This window comes from Staphylococcus borealis (assembly GCF_001224225.1).
In the GTDB taxonomy this organism is placed as follows: domain Bacteria; phylum Bacillota; class Bacilli; order Staphylococcales; family Staphylococcaceae; genus Staphylococcus; species Staphylococcus borealis.
In genome coordinates this window covers 63578-81421 of sequence record NZ_CUEE01000004.1, presented here as the reverse complement: position 1 = coordinate 81421, position 17844 = coordinate 63578, and the positions used below count along the sequence as shown (strand labels likewise).

The 17844-nt window shown below is 33.5% G+C and carries 12 protein-coding genes; 8 read left to right on the top strand and 4 right to left on the bottom strand.

Annotation, left to right across the window (positions count from 1 at the left end):
• Positions 1–32 precede the first annotated feature (32 nt).
• The 3 genes from AK212_RS06030 to AK212_RS06020 all read right to left on the bottom strand — a co-directional run bounded on the left by AK212_RS06030 (position 33) and on the right by AK212_RS06020 (position 3760).
• A complete protein-coding gene (locus tag AK212_RS06030) occupies positions 33–995 on the bottom strand; it encodes a glycerophosphodiester phosphodiesterase (RefSeq protein ID WP_154392018.1) in 963 nt (320 codons plus the stop codon).
• A gap of 181 nt (positions 996–1176) precedes the next feature.
• Complete coding sequence (gene argH, locus AK212_RS06025) at positions 1177–2565, bottom strand: argininosuccinate lyase (protein ID WP_053029770.1); 1389 nt, start codon at positions 2563–2565, stop codon at positions 1177–1179.
• A complete protein-coding gene (locus AK212_RS06020; RefSeq protein WP_053029768.1) occupies positions 2558–3760 on the bottom strand; it encodes an argininosuccinate synthase in 1203 nt (400 codons plus the stop codon). The genes argH and AK212_RS06020 overlap by 8 nt, the downstream gene beginning before the upstream one ends.
• A 332-nt stretch (positions 3761–4092) precedes the next feature.
• On the opposite strand from AK212_RS06020, the gene AK212_RS06015 reads away from it, so the two are divergent.
• From AK212_RS06015 to AK212_RS05980, 8 genes are all read left to right on the top strand, one after another.
• Complete coding sequence (locus tag AK212_RS06015; RefSeq protein WP_053029766.1) at positions 4093–5424, top strand: glucose-6-phosphate isomerase; 1332 nt, start codon at positions 4093–4095, stop codon at positions 5422–5424.
• 350 nt (positions 5425–5774) lie between these two features.
• Positions 5775–6347 carry a TVP38/TMEM64 family protein gene (locus tag AK212_RS06010; protein ID WP_053029764.1) on the top strand — a complete coding sequence of 191 codons (573 nt, stop codon included), beginning with the start codon at positions 5775–5777 and terminating at the stop codon, positions 6345–6347.
• Positions 6348–6351: 4 nt separating this feature from the next.
• Positions 6352–6876: a signal peptidase I gene (lepB, locus tag AK212_RS06005; RefSeq protein ID WP_053029762.1), complete on the top strand. Its 525-nt coding sequence runs from the start codon at positions 6352–6354 to the stop codon at positions 6874–6876.
• A gap of 14 nt (positions 6877–6890) precedes the next feature.
• Positions 6891–7463: a signal peptidase I gene (gene lepB / locus AK212_RS06000; RefSeq protein ID WP_053029760.1), complete on the top strand. Its 573-nt coding sequence runs from the start codon at positions 6891–6893 to the stop codon at positions 7461–7463.
• 158 nt (positions 7464–7621) lie between these two features.
• A complete protein-coding gene (gene addB, locus AK212_RS05995; protein WP_053029758.1) occupies positions 7622–11110 on the top strand; it encodes a helicase-exonuclease AddAB subunit AddB in 3489 nt (1162 codons plus the stop codon).
• On the top strand, positions 11103–14795 hold the full coding sequence (gene addA / locus AK212_RS05990) for a helicase-exonuclease AddAB subunit AddA (protein WP_053029753.1): 3693 nt from the start codon (positions 11103–11105) through the stop codon (positions 14793–14795). The genes addB and addA overlap by 8 nt, the downstream gene beginning before the upstream one ends.
• A gap of 109 nt (positions 14796–14904) precedes the next feature.
• Positions 14905–15810 carry a fumarylacetoacetate hydrolase family protein gene (locus AK212_RS05985; RefSeq protein WP_053029751.1) on the top strand — a complete coding sequence of 302 codons (906 nt, stop codon included), beginning with the start codon at positions 14905–14907 and terminating at the stop codon, positions 15808–15810.
• A gap of 233 nt (positions 15811–16043) precedes the next feature.
• Entirely contained in the window at positions 16044–16445 is a 402-nt protein-coding gene (locus AK212_RS05980; protein ID WP_037538693.1) for a YisL family protein, read from the top strand.
• A gap of 76 nt (positions 16446–16521) precedes the next feature.
• Here the strand turns inward: AK212_RS05980 and AK212_RS05975 are convergent, their stop codons facing one another.
• Positions 16522–17844, bottom strand: coding sequence for a CoA-disulfide reductase (locus tag AK212_RS05975; RefSeq protein ID WP_053029749.1), 1323 nt, complete (start codon positions 17842–17844; stop codon positions 16522–16524).

Here is a 17844-nt window from a genome sequence, read left to right as displayed (position 1 = left end):
AAATTATTAATTTATGAACCATAGTCATACTTTTATTTTTGAGCACTGATTGCTTTATATTGATCAGCATAGTTAGTGAATACACCGTCAACACCATATTGGTTTAAACGCTGCATATCAGCCGTTTCATTGACAGTAAATGGGTGTACAAGAAAGCCAAGGTCTTTTAAATGCGCTGTATTTCGTTCATTTAAATCACTATATTCAGGACCTACACCAATTGCATAAGAACGAATACGTTGTAAATCGGCATCGCTTTGTTGTGCTAATTCGCCTTTGTCTAATAAACGAATTAATGGCACATTCGCATTTAGTTGATGCATTTTTAATAAACTTGCTTCTGAAAATGATTGTATCAATACGTGACCGTGCTGAAGCGCGTTAGAATTAAGCATATTGTGTTTGTCTAGTGTGTCTAAAAGTTGTTGTTCCATGCCAGGATAAACATCAGGCTGCTTTGTTTCAATATAATAATTTGCATCTGTACCATAACGTGTCAAAATTTCATCTAATGTTGGAACTGTAGCACCTTTATATCGATCATTAGCAAATTGAGGGTGTTGTTCATTGAAAGATGAACCAGCGTCAAGCTTCTTTAATTCCGATAAAGTGTAATCCTCGACACGTCCTGAGCCATTCGTTGTACGGTCAACTGTTTCGTCATGCATGGCGACTAAATGACCATCTTTGGTACGTTGTAGATCAATTTCAATATATGAAGCACCTAACTCATTGTGACTTTTGTCATAGGCTGCAAATGTATGCTCTGGTGCATAGCCGCTTGCGCCACGATGAGCAATAGTAGTGTAGCGTTCTCCTGTTAAATTGGTTGTCCATTGTGATTGATTACCTTGGGTTGTAGAAGTACTAGATTGGTTCGGCGTTATAGTATTTGAGATCGCACTACCACTTGCTTCAACAGGCGTATGTATAATCACTAACCCTAAAGTAACTATAGTTAGACTTGAAATGATACCTTTTTTCTTTGCTTTCAACAAACTCATCCTTTCACAGTTAAAGTTACAGTTAAAATCTAGCAAAGCATATTTATGAAAGGAAGTGAATTTTCAAAAGCTTAAAATAATTATTAAATAGTTAAAATTCACTCAATAATGTTAACAAAAAAAGGCTGGAGTGGGGCAGAATAATGAATGAACTCTGTCCCATTCCAAGCCTTTATAAGGTATCGTTATTTAATACTTTCTTAGCAACGTTAAGTTGATGGCGTACTGCATCTTGACCTGTAGAACCATAACTTTTTCTACGGCTAAGACAATTTTCGGGTTTAAGATAATCATAAACATCTTGATCAATGTTTGTATTTAATTCTTGGTAACGCGCAAGGGGTACATCTAATAAATAAATACCTTGTTGAATGCATTCATAGACGATTTTTCCAACAATTTCGTGCGCTGTTCTAAAAGGCACATCTTTAGCTACTAAATAATCGGCTAATTCTGTTGCATTTGAAAAGTCTTGATGTACGGTTTTGTTTAGACGGTCTGTATTGACAGTCATTGTATCTAACATACCTTCAAAAATACGTAATGATCCTTTTACTGTGCGTACTGAATCAAATAAACCTTCTTTATCTTCTTGTAAGTCTTTATTATAGGCAAGTGGTAGACCTTTTAGTGTGACAAGCATACTCATTAAATGGCCTGTCGTACGTCCGACTTTACCACGAATAAGTTCTGCCATATCAGGATTCTTCTTCTGAGGCATAATAGATGAACCAGTAGAGAATGCATCAGATAGTGTGATGAATTTCGCTTCATCTGTTGACCAAAATATAATTTCTTCAGCGAAACGTGATAAATGAATCATTGTTAATGAAATATTATGCAGTGTTTCAATAATATAATCACGATCACTTACAGCATCTAAACTATTCTCATAAACTGAGCCGAATCCTAATAACTGTTGCGTTTCATGTCTATCAATAGGGTGTGTGGTACCACTTAATGCTGCTGCACCTAATGGTGAAATATCAATACGTTTCATACTATCGACAAAGCGTGAATAATCTCTATCAAGCATCCAAAAATACGTCATAACATGGTGTGCAAATGAAATTGGTTGTGCACGTTGCAAATGCGTATAACCTGGCATAATAGTGTCGACATGTGATTGTGCTAGGTTAAGTATGGATGTTTGGAATGAACGTATAAGTGTTTGGATGTCTTGGACTTCTTTTTTAACATATAAATGCAAATCAGTGGCAACTTGGTCGTTTCTACTACGACCTGTATGCAATTTACCTCCGGCGTCACCAACGCGTTGAATGAGTTCATGTTCGATGTTTAAATGAATATCTTCGAGTGACTTCTTAAAATCAAGCTTACCATTATAGAAATCTTGTTGGATCTCTTTTAATCCATTAATGATAGCATCTTTGTCATCTTGCGAAATGATATGTTGATTAGCTAACATGGTCGCATGTGCAATACTACCTTGAACATCTTCATCTAACAATGTTTGGTCGAAATCAATCGACGCATTAAATTCATCGACCCAATCTTCCGGTTGTTGTTGAAAACGACCACCCCATGCTTTACTACTCATTACTATAACCTCCATGAAGATAAGCATTGACTTGAGTAGGTAAACCATAAATATCGATGAAACCTACAGCTGCTGATTGATTAAATGCATCTTCTTTAGTATATGTTGCTAATTTTTCATCATATAAAGTATATGGAGACTTTCTTCCATTAACAATTGCATTACCTTTAAATAGTTTAATTCTGACATCACCTTCAACATATTGTTGTGTACTATCGATAAATAATTTTAAGCTATCTGTTAATGGTGAGAACCATAAGCCGTTATATGTTTGTTCAGCAAATTGTTTCTCTATTACTGGTTTAAAATGAGCTACATCTTTAGTTAAGGTTAATGTCTCAAGTGCTTTATGTGCTTTTAAGATAACTTCAGCACCAGGTGTTTCATATATTTCACGAGATTTAATACCAACTAGACGATTTTCAACATGGTCGATACGTCCAATACCATGTTTCCCAGCTAATTCATTTAAAGTTAAAATTAATTGATCTAGGTCATAATCTTTATGATCTAATTGAACAGGAATACCATTTTTAAATGAAAGAATGATTTCATCCGGTGTATCCGGTGTATCTTCTAATTCTGCTGTTAAGTCATAAGCGTCTTTAGGTGGTGCAGCATATGGATCTTCTAAAATACCACATTCATTTGCTCTGCCCCATAAGTTTTGGTCGATAGAATACGGAGAATCATGATTGATGCCAACAGGGATGTTATGTTTGATAGCATAATCAATTTCTTCTTCACGACTCCAGCCCCATTCTCTAACTGGCGCAAATGTCTTAAGGTTAGGGTTTAACGCTTTAATAGCAACTTCGAAACGAACTTGGTCGTTACCTTTACCAGTACAGCCATGCGCAATACCTATTGAATTCGTTTTCTCTGCAATCTCAACTAATTTCTTCGCAATAAGTGGACGTGATAACGCCGATACGAGTGGATAACTATTTTCATACATTAAATTACCTTTGATAGCGTAACTCACGAAATCATCACTAAATTCTTTCGTTGCATCAATAATGTGACACTCAACTGCCCCCATATCTAATGCTTTAGAATAAACGACATCTAAATCTTTACCTTCGCCAACATCTAAACATACAGCTACAACATCATAGCCTTTATCTATAAGCCATTTAACGGCAACACTTGTATCTAATCCACCTGAATATGCTAATACGATTTTCTCTTTCATTAAAATTCACCTCATAATTTTTCTGAAAATTGATATAAATTAATACTAACAGATATCAAATGAAAATAAAACCATTTTTTTACATAAATATACAAAATTTTGAAATCTGTATATAATAATGAATTCCATTGAATTAAAGGGGATAATGCAAAACGACCCATTTTCAGTATTATTATTTTATTTATAAAATATTCATTTTTGAATTATTAGAAAATGTCTTAAAATTGTTGAATTAATTTGAAAATATGTGAATAGTCAGTCATGTCAATTGAATAGATAGCATAAAGTTAGTAAAATTAAATCAACAAGGACATACAGGAGGCTTTTATAAAATGACTCATATTCAATTAGATTATGGCAAAGCATTAGAATTCTTTGGTCAACATGAAATTGATCAACAACAAGATATCGTTAAAACTATCCATAAAACGATTCATGAAGGTACTGGTGCAGGTAGTGATTTCTTAGGTTGGGTCAATCTACCAGAAGATTACGATAAGCAAGAATTTTCAAGAATTGTTGAAGCGTCAAAACGCATTAAATCAAATTCAGACGTACTTGTAGTTATCGGTATTGGCGGTTCATACTTAGGTGCACGTGCTGCTATCGAAATGTTAACTTCTTCATTCCGAAATTCAAATGAATATCCGGAAATTGTATTTGTTGGTAATCACTTATCATCAACATACACTAAAGAATTAGTAGATTACTTATCAGATAAAGATTTCTCTGTGAATGTAATTTCAAAATCTGGAACAACTACAGAACCTGCAGTAGCATTCAGATTATTTAAACAATTAGTTGAAGAAAAATATGGTAAAGATGAAGCTAAAAAACGTATTTTTGCTACTACAGATAAAGCTAAAGGTGCATTAAAACAATTGGCTGATAATGAAGGTTATGAAACATTTGTTGTACCAGATGATGTAGGTGGCCGTTATTCAGTATTAACAGCTGTAGGTTTATTACCAATTGCAACAGCTGGCATTAATATTGAATCAATTATGATTGGTGCTAACAAAGCGCGTAAAGAATTATCATCAGATAACTTAAATGAAAATATTGCGTACCAATATGCGACAATCCGTAACATTTTATATAGTAAAGGATATACAACTGAAATGTTGATTAACTATGAGCCATCAATGCAATATTTCAATGAATGGTGGAAACAATTGTACGGTGAGTCTGAAGGTAAAGACTTTAAAGGTATTTATCCATCAAGCGCAAACTATACAACGGACTTACATTCATTAGGTCAATATGTTCAAGAAGGACGTCGTTTCTTATTTGAAACAGTTGTAAAAGTAAACAACCCTAAACACGATCTTACAATTGAAGAAGATAGTGATGATTTAGACGGATTGAATTACTTAGCAGGTAAAACAATTGATGAAGTAAATACGAAAGCATTTGAGGGTACATTATTAGCACATACTGATGGAGGCGTACCTAACGTAGTTGTGAATATACCACGTTTAGATGAAGAAACATTTGGTTATGTCGTTTACTTCTTTGAATTAGCTTGCGCAATGAGCGGATATCAATTAGGTGTTAACCCATTCAACCAACCTGGTGTTGAAGCATATAAACAAAACATGTTCGCGTTATTAGGTAAACCTGGATATGAAGATAAGAAGAAAGCGTTAGAAGAACGTCTATAATACGCTAATCTTTTCGTTGATTAACTTAAATATATATTAAGAAGAGTTCGGGACAAAAATAATATAATGAAGCTATTTTGCAAATTCGCAGTAGCTGACTGAACTGAGAAGGCGCTTAAATCAAGCTTTTCTCAGTTCTAGTCATCCTTGCGGGGGTGGGACGACGAATTTAAAAGAATTCTGTTCCACTCCCTTTCTATTATATACCTTTATATTAAAGCTAAGGAATGAGTTCTAACTACTACCTATGACTGATTTGTAACCATAGAGGTAGATTTATAAATGAAACAGTGTACAATATTTCTATGAAATAATGACTGTTAATTCAATAGGAAGGATTTGATGTAACTGTGTTTCATCAAATTGAACAATGGTTTGATTTATTACAAGGTTTTGGTTATTTAGCTGGGTTTATCATATTATTTTTTAGGGCCATTGTACCAGTGCTTCCATTAACATTGTATGTTATTTTATGTGTTCATGCGTATGGCTTTTTAGCAGGTACGATTGTGAGTTGGTTAGGTGTTGTAGCAGGTACTTACACTGTCTTCTTCTTCTGTAGAAAATTTGTGAATGCCAACTTTATGAAACGGATTAAATCAAGACGATCAGTCGAAAGATTAATTCATTTTATTGACAGACAAGGTTTGGTACCTATATTTATCTTAATGTGCTTTCCATTTACCCCTAATACACTTGTCAACTTTGTAGCTAGTTTGTCTCATATTAGAGGTAAATATTACTTTATGATTTTACTTGTATCTAAGCTTATTTCTATCACATTTTTGGCAATTATGGGAAAAAGTGTAACAACTTTTTTTACACATCCTTTTAGAGCAGTCATGATAATAATGGTAACGATAGCATTATGGTTTATTGGTAAGAAAGTAGAAGGCTATTTTATGGGTTCGGGCAAGGAGTGACAACGTGCGTAGAATTGCAAGTTGGGTAGTAGCATTATTATTTGCTTGTCTCTTTGTCATCTTTATACAAATGTTCATCATTAAAGGTGCGGTCGTTCAAACTAACGATATGTCTCCCACTTTAAATAAAGGTGATCGCGTCATTGTTAATAAAATTAAAATCACCTTTAACTTATTGGATGATGGTGATATCATCATGTATCGCCAAAATGATCAAATGCACTTTGGTCGATTAGTGGGTAAACCTGGTGAATCTATAGAAATCAGAAATGGTGAATTGTATAGAGATGATAGACAAGTTGACAAATTTTATGCTAAAAATAGAGATATTAATAATTTTGCGATAAGAGATTTACATGATTCTGATGGTGATATTATTCCACCAAATTCATATTTTGTTTTAAATGATAATGGTGATAAAGGCAGTGATTCACGTAGATATGGATTAATAGATAAAGACGATATTGTTGGAGATGTTAGTTTGAAATATTATCCATTTAAAGAATTTACCTATCAATTTAATAAGTAGATGAGGTGTTAATAGTGAAAAAAGAAATAGTTGAATGGATTGTTGCCATAGCGGTAGGTTTATTACTTGTATGGGTAATGGTAAACTTCGTCGCTAAGTCATATACGATTAAAGGCGATTCTATGGATCCAACATTAAAAGATGGCGAACACGTTATGGTCAATATTTTAGGATATAAAGTTGGAGACATTAAAAAAGGGAACGTTATCGTTTTTCACGCGAATCAACAAGACGACTATGTAAAACGTGTTATTGGTGTGCCGGGAGATAGTGTTGTTTACAAAGATGACAAACTATATGTGAATGGTAAAAAGATAGATGAACCGTATCTTGATTACAATGAAAAGCGTAAACAAGGAGAATATATTACGGGTTCATTTGAAACGAAAGATTTACTAAATGCCAATCCTAAATCCAATGTTATACCTAAAGATAAGTATTTAGTTTTAGGTGATAATCGAGAAGTGAGTAAGGATAGTAGAGCATTCGGGTTAATCGATAAAGATCAAATTGTAGGTAAAGTATCATTTAGATTTTGGCCATTCAGTGAATTTAAGTTTAATTTTAATCCTGACAACGATAAATAAAGGCATTGGCTAATAATTTGATATATAGCTATCAAGGCTGGAAATGGAATGTTATAGAGATTCCAACCAGTCTTTTTTTGTTCACTATTTTAATGCAACAAAACATTTTTAGGAACGTATGTTCTATGTTAAAATGAACTCAAAGGAGTGTGGGAATAATGGAGTTGAACGCATACATAGGTAGAGTCGGGACAGGTAAATCCCATTATATGATTAATAATATAAAGCAACAAATGAAAGATGACCCACTTGGTGATCCGATTATTTTAATCGCACCAACTCAAAGTACGTTTCAATTAGAACAAGCTTTTGTAAGTGACAAGGCATTGAATGGAAGTTTAAGAACTGAAGTGCTTCACTTTGAACGTTTGAGTTATAGAGTTTTTCAGGAAGTAGGGGGATTAACTGAAGAACGATTAACGCAAGCAGCCACTGAGATGATGATTTATGATCTTGTTCAACAACATCAATCTGAACTCAAATTATATCGATCACAAGTGAATTACTATGGATTCAGTGAGAAGTTAAGTGAACAAATTCAAGATTTTAAGAAATATGCTGTTACGCCTGAACATTTGAAATCCTTTTTGCAAGATAATGACATAAGTACGAGAACGAAACATAAATTAGAAGATATATCCCTCATATACCAATCTTTTGAGGAACGTATAAATGGAGCGTTTATTACCTCAGAGGATAGCTTAAATCATTTTATTGATATTTTGAATCAATCAGAATGGATTAAAAGGTCAGAAATATACATAGACGGGTTTCATAACTTCTCTACATTGGAATATCAAATAATTAAAGCGCTGGTACAAAATGCCAAAAAAGTTACAGTCCTTCTAACAACAGATGGTAATGAAGATCCATTCAGTCTCTTTAGAAAACCATCCGAAGTATTAACCCACTTAAAGGAAATTGCTAATGATTTAAATATAGACTTACAACAACAATTATTTAAACAACAACATCGTTTTAACAACAAAGATTTAATGCAATTGGAACAACAATTTGATGCACTGCAAATTAATCCTGTAACTTTTGAAGGTAATATTAATGTTTTAGAATCATCAAGTATACGTGAAGAAGTGAATGAAGTGGCTCGCCAAATTATAAAAGATACACGAGATAAGCAATATCGATATCAAGATATCGCTATACTGTATCGCGATGAAAGCTATGCCTATTTATTTGACTCTGTGCTTCCACAATATGACATCCCATTTAATATCGATACCAAAAGATCAATGACACATCATCCCATCATGGAAATGGTGCGTTCGCTTTTAGAAGTAATTCAAACGAACTGGAATATGAGTCCGATGATGCGCTTAATTAAAACCAATATTTTGTCTAATCATTTTAAAGATAGTGCGTATTTAATTGATTTATTAGAGAATTTTGTAGTTGAACGTGGCGTTTATGGCAAACGTTGGCTCGATGATAAATTATTTAGTGTAGATAATTTTACTAAAATGGGCCGGAAAGAGCATAAATTGACTGTTGAAGAACGAGAAACGTTTGAGCAAGTCGTTAATTTGAAACATGATATTATCGATAAAATAGTAACTTTCGAAAAGGCAATGAACGAAGCGGATAATGTAAGAGGGTTTGCGACAGCATTTTATGAAACTATGGAGTCATTTGATTTACCAAAATATTTAATGACACATCGGGATCAACTTGATGTCGACGGTCATCATGAAGAGGCGGAAGAAATTGACCAAATTTGGAATGGCCTTATTCAAATATTAGATGATTTAGTCACTGTATTTGATAATGAAGATATGACACTTAAACGCTTTTTAGAAGTTTTTGATATTGGTTTGGAACAATTAGAGTTTGTTATGATTCCGCAAACACTCGACCAAGTTAGTATAGGGACAATGGATCTAGCTAAGGTAGACAATAAAAAGCATATTTATATGGTTGGAATGAATGATGGCGCAATGCCACAACCTGTTTCGTCTTCTAGTTTAATAACTGATGAAGAAAAGAAAATGTTTGAGCAACAGACACAAGTTGAATTGAGTCCAACCTCAGATATCTTACAAATGGATGAAGCGTTTGTTTGCTATATTGCGATGACACGAGGCAGTGACCAAGTTACATTTTCATATAGCTTAATGGGGGCTCAAGGTGAGGATAAAGAGAAGAGTCCGTTTCTTGATCAAATACAAGCATTGTTTAATGGTTTAGAAGTAACGAATATTCACTATAAACATAATGCTCAACCTATTTCTTTAATGGAACATCCGCATCAAACTAAGGTAGCACTATTTGAATCGTTAAAAAGTTGGTTGGAAGCAGAGATGGTTGCAGATATATGGGTAGATGCGTATCAAGTTATGCGAGATAATGACAAATTAAACGGTGGTTTAAGTTACTTATTAACAGCGTTGACATATGATAATGAAACGGTGCAATTAGATGAACCATTGGCAGCATCATTATATGGTTCAACAATCAATGCCAGCGTTTCTAGATTTGAAGGATATAATGACTGTCCATTTAAACATTATGCGAACCATGGTCTAAGATTAAATGAACGCACGAAATATAAACTTGAAAATTTCGATTTAGGTAATATTTTCCATACTGCATTAAAGTATATTTCTGATAAGATTAATGGCGATTTTAAAAATCTTGATAATAAAAAGATTCGCGCATTAACTGTAGAAGCTTTAGAAAATGTATTGCCGCAAGTTCAGTTTAATCTTATGGATTCAAATGCGTACTACCGATATATGTCTAAACGAATTGGTGTTATTGTTGAAAGTACGTTGAAAGCTTTACGCTACCAAAATAAAAATACAAAGTTTAAACCGCAACGATTCGAAGCAGGATTTAGAAAATCACCTAAGAACAGTGAAGAACTTATTGCACAACCATTAATTACAGAACAAGGTATTCCAGTTAATATACGCGGACAAATTGATCGTATAGATGCTTATACTAAGAATGATACGAGTTATATAAATATCATTGATTATAAATCATCTAATCCGAGTGCGACATTAGATTTGAAAAAGGTTTATTATGGCAAACAAATGCAAATGATGACTTATATGGATATTGCATTGCAAAATGCCCAAAGACTGGGCTTGTCAAATGAAATTAAACCAGGTGGGCTATTGTATTTCCATGTCCACGATGAACGTCTTAACTTTAAAGATTGGGGCGAATTGCAAGATGATGCTTTAACAGAAGATAAACTGGAACAAGCATTTTTGAAAGAATATAAATTACGTGGCTTAGTTAATAGTGATATGGATGTCGTAGATGCATTAGATATTCGATTAGAAGACATTGGCAAATCTGATATTGTTCCAGTTAGTTTGAAGAAAGATGGAAGTATTGGTAGTAGGGGAAGTAGTGTGGCTGATGAAACAACGATTCATAAGTTTATTAAGCACAATAAAGACAACTTTATAAATACTGCCACAAACATTATGAAAGGTCACACTGAAGTTGCACCACTTAAATTTGATGACCAACTCCCATGTCAGTTTTGTAATTTTAAATCTGTTTGTCACGTGGATACGATGATAGATAGTAAACATTATCGTCATGTAGATGAAACAATAGACCCTATTAAAGCAGTACAAGATGTCGAGTTAGAAAGTGGTGATAATAATGAATGATATTCCGATTAAACCTAAAGATGCGCAATGGACAGATGCGCAATGGAAAAGTATATATGCTAATGGGCAGGATATATTAGTAGCCGCTGCTGCTGGTTCCGGCAAAACTGCCGTTTTAGTAGAAAGGATTATCCAAAAAATAATTAGAGACGAAATAGATGTTGATAAATTACTTGTTGTAACATTTACAAATTTAAGTGCTAGAGAAATGAAACATCGTGTAGATCAACGTATTCAACAAGCTTCAATTGAAGATCCAAGCAATGAACATTTAAAGAATCAACGTATAAAAATTCATCAAGCACAAATTTCAACACTACATAGTTTCTGTCTAAAGATTATCCAACAGCACTATGATGTCATTGATTTAGATCCCAATTTCCGTACTATAAGTGATGTGGAAAATGTACTTTTGCTTGAACAAGCTATTGATGAGGTACTAGAAAAACATTATGAAACACCAGATGTTGAGTTTCTTACGCTTGTGGAACAATTATCGAATGACCGAAATGATGATAGTTTTAGAGATTTATTAAAACGTTTCTACAACTTTAGTATCGCTAATCCATCACCATTTGAGTGGCTAGATTCATTAGTTGATATCTATGACAATGAAGATAAACATGAAGCATATTTGAAAGAATTAGAAAAACTAGCAAAAATTTATATCAAAGCAGCATACCGTACCTTATTAGAAGCGGAAAATAACTTTTTAAATTGTATAGAAGCAGAAAAACATTTAGATGTTATTAAATTAGAAAAATACAAATGTGAAAAAATGATAGAGGGTAATGTAATAAATTATGAAGAAATTCTTAATTACGCTTCTGAAAAATTGCCTACAATTACTAAAAAATTAAAAGACACGAATGAAGACGCAGGTATAAGTGCTCAATTTTTAACAAATGCGAAAGACTTTTATGATGACTATAAAAAGCTATTATTAAATGTGAAAAATAAGTATTTAATGCGTTCTTTTGAAGAATTAAAGGTAGATATGAAGCGTTTAGCACCAAGAATACAGTATCTTGTTCGAATTGTTAAAGATATTATTAATGATTTTGCTGATAAGAAACGTAGTCGTAACGTTCTAGATTTTTCTGATTATGAACACTTTGCATTACAAATATTAACAGATCAAAAAGGAAATGCTTCACCCATCGCTAAAGAATATCGTGCCCAGTTTTCAGAAATATTAGTAGATGAATATCAAGATACAAACCAAGTACAAGAAGCTATTATATCTAAAATTAAACGTGGCGATGAGTCTAATGGTAATTTATTTATGGTAGGCGATGTTAAACAATCTATTTATAAATTTAGACAAGCTGACCCAACGCTATTTATGAATAAATATCATCGTTTTACAAAGAATGGTGATGGAACTGGTATGCGTATTGATTTATCTAAAAATTTCCGTTCGCGTAAAGAAGTGCTCGCCACGACCAACTATTTATTTGATCATATGATGGATGAAGAAGTTGGTGAAATTGATTATGATGCTGATGCACGACTTTATTTTGGTGCTACTAAATATTCTGATAAATCTATGCCACTTGAATTACATGCATTAGTTCAAGATAAAAGCAGTGATACGGATTTAGAAAAATTAGAACAAGAAGCCCGTTATATCGTTGAACAAGTTAAAGATATCGTTGAAAATAAACAGGTATATGACATGAAGACGGAAACATATCGACAGGCGACTTTCAAAGATATCGTCATACTTGAGAGAGGTTTGAAAAATGCACGTAACTTACAACAGGTATTTAAAGACAATAATATTCCGTTTCATGTAAATAGTAAGGAAGGCTACTTCGAACAAACTGAAGTGCGATTAGTCTTATCTTTTTTAAGAACTGTCGATAATCCATTGCAAGATATTTATCTAGTTGGATTGATGAGATCGGTAATCTATCAATTCACAGAAGATGAATTAGCCCATATACGTGTGCTCAGTATGAATGATGATTATTTCTATCAATCTATCATGCACTATATTAAAGATGAGGAAGCGCGACCAGCATTAGTTAAAAAGTTACAACGTTTTATCGATGATTTAACAATGTATCAAGCCTATAGTCAGTCGCACCCAGTCTACCAACTCATAGACAAATTTTATAATGACCACTATGTTATTCAATATTTTAGTGGCTTAATAGGTGGTAAAGGTAGACGTGCAAATCTTTATGGATTGTTCAACAAAGCAGTGGAATTTGAGAATTCAAGCTTTAGAGGATTATATCAATTCATAAGGTTTATTGATGAATTAATCGAGCGCAAGAAAGACTTTGGTGAAGAGAACGTTATAGGACCTAATGATAATGTGGTGCGAATGATGACAGTTCATAGTAGTAAAGGTTTAGAGTTTCCATATGTGATTTACTCTGGACTCTCTAAAAATTTCAATAAAGGTGATTTACGCAAACCACTAATTTTAAACCAAAAATATGGTCTGGGTATTGATTATTATGACTTGGAACAAAATGTGACGTATCCTTCTCTATCATCAGTAGTCATTAAATCAATTACTGAAAAAGAATTAATCTCAGAAGAAATGCGCTTGATGTATGTGGCTATGACCCGCGCTAAAGAACAACTCATTCTTGTTGGGACAATTGATAAGGAAGAAGTCTTAGAAAAATTTGAACGACTGCCTATTGCAAATAATCATATTGCATTACACAAGCGATTATCCGCTGATCGACCTTTTGATTTAATTTATAGTATTTTAGCTAAGTATCAATCTTCATCTCTATTACCGGAATATCAATTTGAAAAATCAATTGATCAATTAGATGAAAGTTTACGTCCTTCTGTGGAAATTAAGGTCGTACATTTTGAAGCACTTTCGATTGAAAATAGTGAGTCCGAGCAGGAACGTCGTAGCGTTTCGGATTTAGAGGTAGAAGGCTCTCATGATGATGCTTTGAAACAACAAATTAATGATCAACTCTCTTTTGAATATCCTTACTTAAAGGATACGGAGAAGCCATCAAAACAATCCGTTTCTGAATTAAAGCGACAATTAGAAACAGAAGAAAGTGGCACAAGTTATGAAAGAGTCAGACAATATCGTATAGGTGTTTCAACGTATGAAAGACCAAAATTCCTAAGCGCTAATCGTAATCGAAAAGCTAATGAAATTGGTACCTTAATGCATACAGTTATGCAACATTTACCATTTAAAGACACACGAATGACTGAAACAGAATTAGATGATTATATTGATGAGTTAATCGCAAAGCATATCATTGAAACGGACGCTAAGAAAGATATTCAATTTGAAGCAGTTATGAATTTCATCAGAAGTGACTTGTATATGACGATTACTCAAGCTGATGAGGTATATAGAGAGTTACCGTTTGTTGTAAATCAAGCGCGTGTTGACGAAATGCCTGAAGAGGATGAAGATGTATCAATAATTCAAGGAATGATTGATTTAATTTTCTTAAAAGACGGGCAATATTACTTTGTAGATTATAAGACGGATGCCTTTAATAAACGTAGGGGTATGACGGATGAAGAAATAGGTAATCAACTTCGAGATAAATATAAAATTCAAATGAAATATTATCAAAATACCTTAGAAACGATTTTGAATTCTAAAGTGTATGGTTATCTGTATTTCTTCCAATTTGGTCAAATGAGTATTGACGACGGTGACAAACGATCTTCTAATTAAATATCATCCAATTCACTAAATTTCTAAAATTTCAGATATATATATTTGTGGTTTAGCAAAGATTAAAGTTATAATATGTATTAAGATATAGATGAGGAGTTGATACTGAATGAAATTTCTATCATTCAATTATAATGACGCTGAATCTTACGGCGTAAAAGTTAAGCGTGAAGACGCAGTTTGGGATCTAAAAAAAGTGTTTGCACAATTTGGCGAAGGTGACTTCCACCCTAAAACACTATTAGAAGGTTTACAACAAAACCAAACACTTGATTTCCAAGAACAAGTACGTAAAGCAGTTGTCGCAGCTGAAGATAGTGGTAAAGCAGAAGAATTCAAAATTGCTTTCAATGATATTGAATTCTTGCCACCGGTTACACCACCAAATAATGTTATCGCATTCGGTCGTAATTACCAAGATCACGCAAGTGAATTAAATCATGAGGTACAACGTTTATACGTATTTACTAAAGCAGCATCATCATTAACTGGTGATGAATCAACAATTCCAAATCATAAAGATATCACTGATCAATTAGATTATGAAGGCGAATTAGGTATCGTCATCGGCAAATCTGGAGAAAAAATTCCAAAAGCGTTAGCATTGGACTATATTTATGGTTACACAATTATTAATGATATCACTGACCGTAAAGCACAAAATGAACAAGATCAGGCATTTTTATCTAAAAGTTTAACTGGTGGTTGCCCAATGGGACCTTACATTGTAACTAAAGATGAGTTGCCAACACCAGAAAATGTTAATATTGTAACTAAAGTTAACAATGAAATTCGTCAAGATGGTAATACAAGTCAAATGATTAATAAAATTGATGACTTAATTGAAGAGATTTCTAAATATGTAGCATTACATCCAGGAGATATCATTGCTACTGGTACACCAGCTGGTGTGGGTGCAGGATTACAACCACCTCAATTCTTACAACCAGGTGATGAAGTTAAAGTTACGATTGATAATATTGGTACGTTAACTACTTATATCGCAAAAGATTAATGGCTATTCAACATATAAATCGTCATGACTAGCTCATAATCAGTAACTGACTCAATTGCGATGACGTACACAATACGTCTTTCTTGATTCCATATATTTATATAGGAGTGGTAAATTGAACGCATCATGCGCTCGATGCACCACTCCTTTTATCGTTTAACAATACGTTTGGATATAGATATGATATGATGATTAAGTAAAAAAGTAATCAATAGTATTGGGGGAATTTAGTCTTGTTACATATGCATATTGCAAGTTGGGCATTGACAATTATTTTATATGTAATTGCATTTTTACATATTTCAAAATCACAAGGTCCTACACCTATGTTTAAACCTTTACAAATGGCCTTGAGAGTCTTTATGTTACTTACATTGTTCTCAGGATTTTGGTTGTTAATTCAAGAATTTATGGCCGCTAGTCATGGCGGTGGCGGTAATCATATGTTGTTAACATTGAAGATGCTTTGTGGTATCGCAGTAGTTGCATTAATGGAAGTATCTATTGCGAAACGTAAGAAACACGAAGCAAGCCACGGTTTATTCTGGGCAACAATTATTTTAATCATTATTACTATGGCATTAGGTATTATCCTACCATGGGGGCCAATCAGTAGTCTTTTTGGAATTAGTTAAAATAAGATAAGTGATTCATGAAAGAGGTATAGCCCTTAAATGATTGTTATTAACAAAATCATTTAAGGGCTATATTTTATAAATCCCGGGCTTTATAGCCAATCATATTAATCAAATCTTTAGGATGACTATAGGGTGGTGCATAGGCTACTTCAAATTCAGTTAATTCATCAATAGTAATGCCACTCATCATTGCCATTGAAATGACATCAATGCGTTTATCTACGCCTTCTTTTCCAATTGCGGCAGCACGCAATAGTCGACGACGTTCAGTATCAAAGTAAACACGCAAGTGGATTTCTGTATTTCCAGGGTAATAACCAGCATGTGTTCCAGAAGTAATTTCAACCATTTGAGTATCAAACTGAGATAATTCTTCAACTTTAACGCCCACACTTGCTAATGTATAGTCAAAAAATTTAACGATATTAGTACCTAGAAATCCTTTGAAAGTAATATGATTGTTACCAGCAAGTTGTTCAGCAATGATACTTGCGCCACGATGTGCACCCCATGCTAAAGGAACTTGTGCAGGTAGATTGACATGGCGATAGAAAGAAGTGATGACGTCGCCCAATGCATAAATATTAGGGATATTCGTCTCAAATTTCTCATTAACTGGAATAAACCCTTTGTCATTTAATGCTATATTTGACGACTCGATGAAGCTTGAATTTGGGTGTGTACCGACACCTTCAATAATTAAATCATAGTCTTCTTTGACACCTGATTTAAACGTTACTTGATGGTCATGAATGCTAATGATTTCTTCATTTAAACGATAAGGTATATGACGTGAATCAAGCTCGTCAAAGATAACTTGATTCATATCTTGGTCCATTAACTTGTTTACTTTTTCAGAACGGTGAATTAATGTAACCTCTAAACCTCTAGTATATAAGTTCTCTAAGACTTCTAATGAAATATAGCCTGCACCAACGACCAATGCTTTCTTAACTTGATGTTGCTCAATAAATTGATCAATTGCATCAGTATCTTCCATATTGCGTAAAGTGAAAATGAAATCATTATCAAAGCCTAATGAATTAGCACCTGCACCTGGACTTAAAATGAGTTTGTCATAACTAGTTTCAAATGTTTCTTTAGTTTCACGATTTAACACTGTAACGGTTTGAGCTTTATCATTAATGGCAATCACTTCGTGATACGTTTTTACTGTAATATTTTTCTTCTCTTTAAACATATCTGGCGTAATCGGTAATACATCTTTACGTTCATTGACAACATTGCCGAGATAGTAAGGCAGACCACAATTAGCGAAACTCATGTCGCGGTCTTTTTCGAAAATGGTAATTTGACTGTCTTTATCTAAACGACGGATTTGGCTAGCGCAAGTTGCACCACCCGCAACAGCTCCGACTACAATAATCTTTCGCAT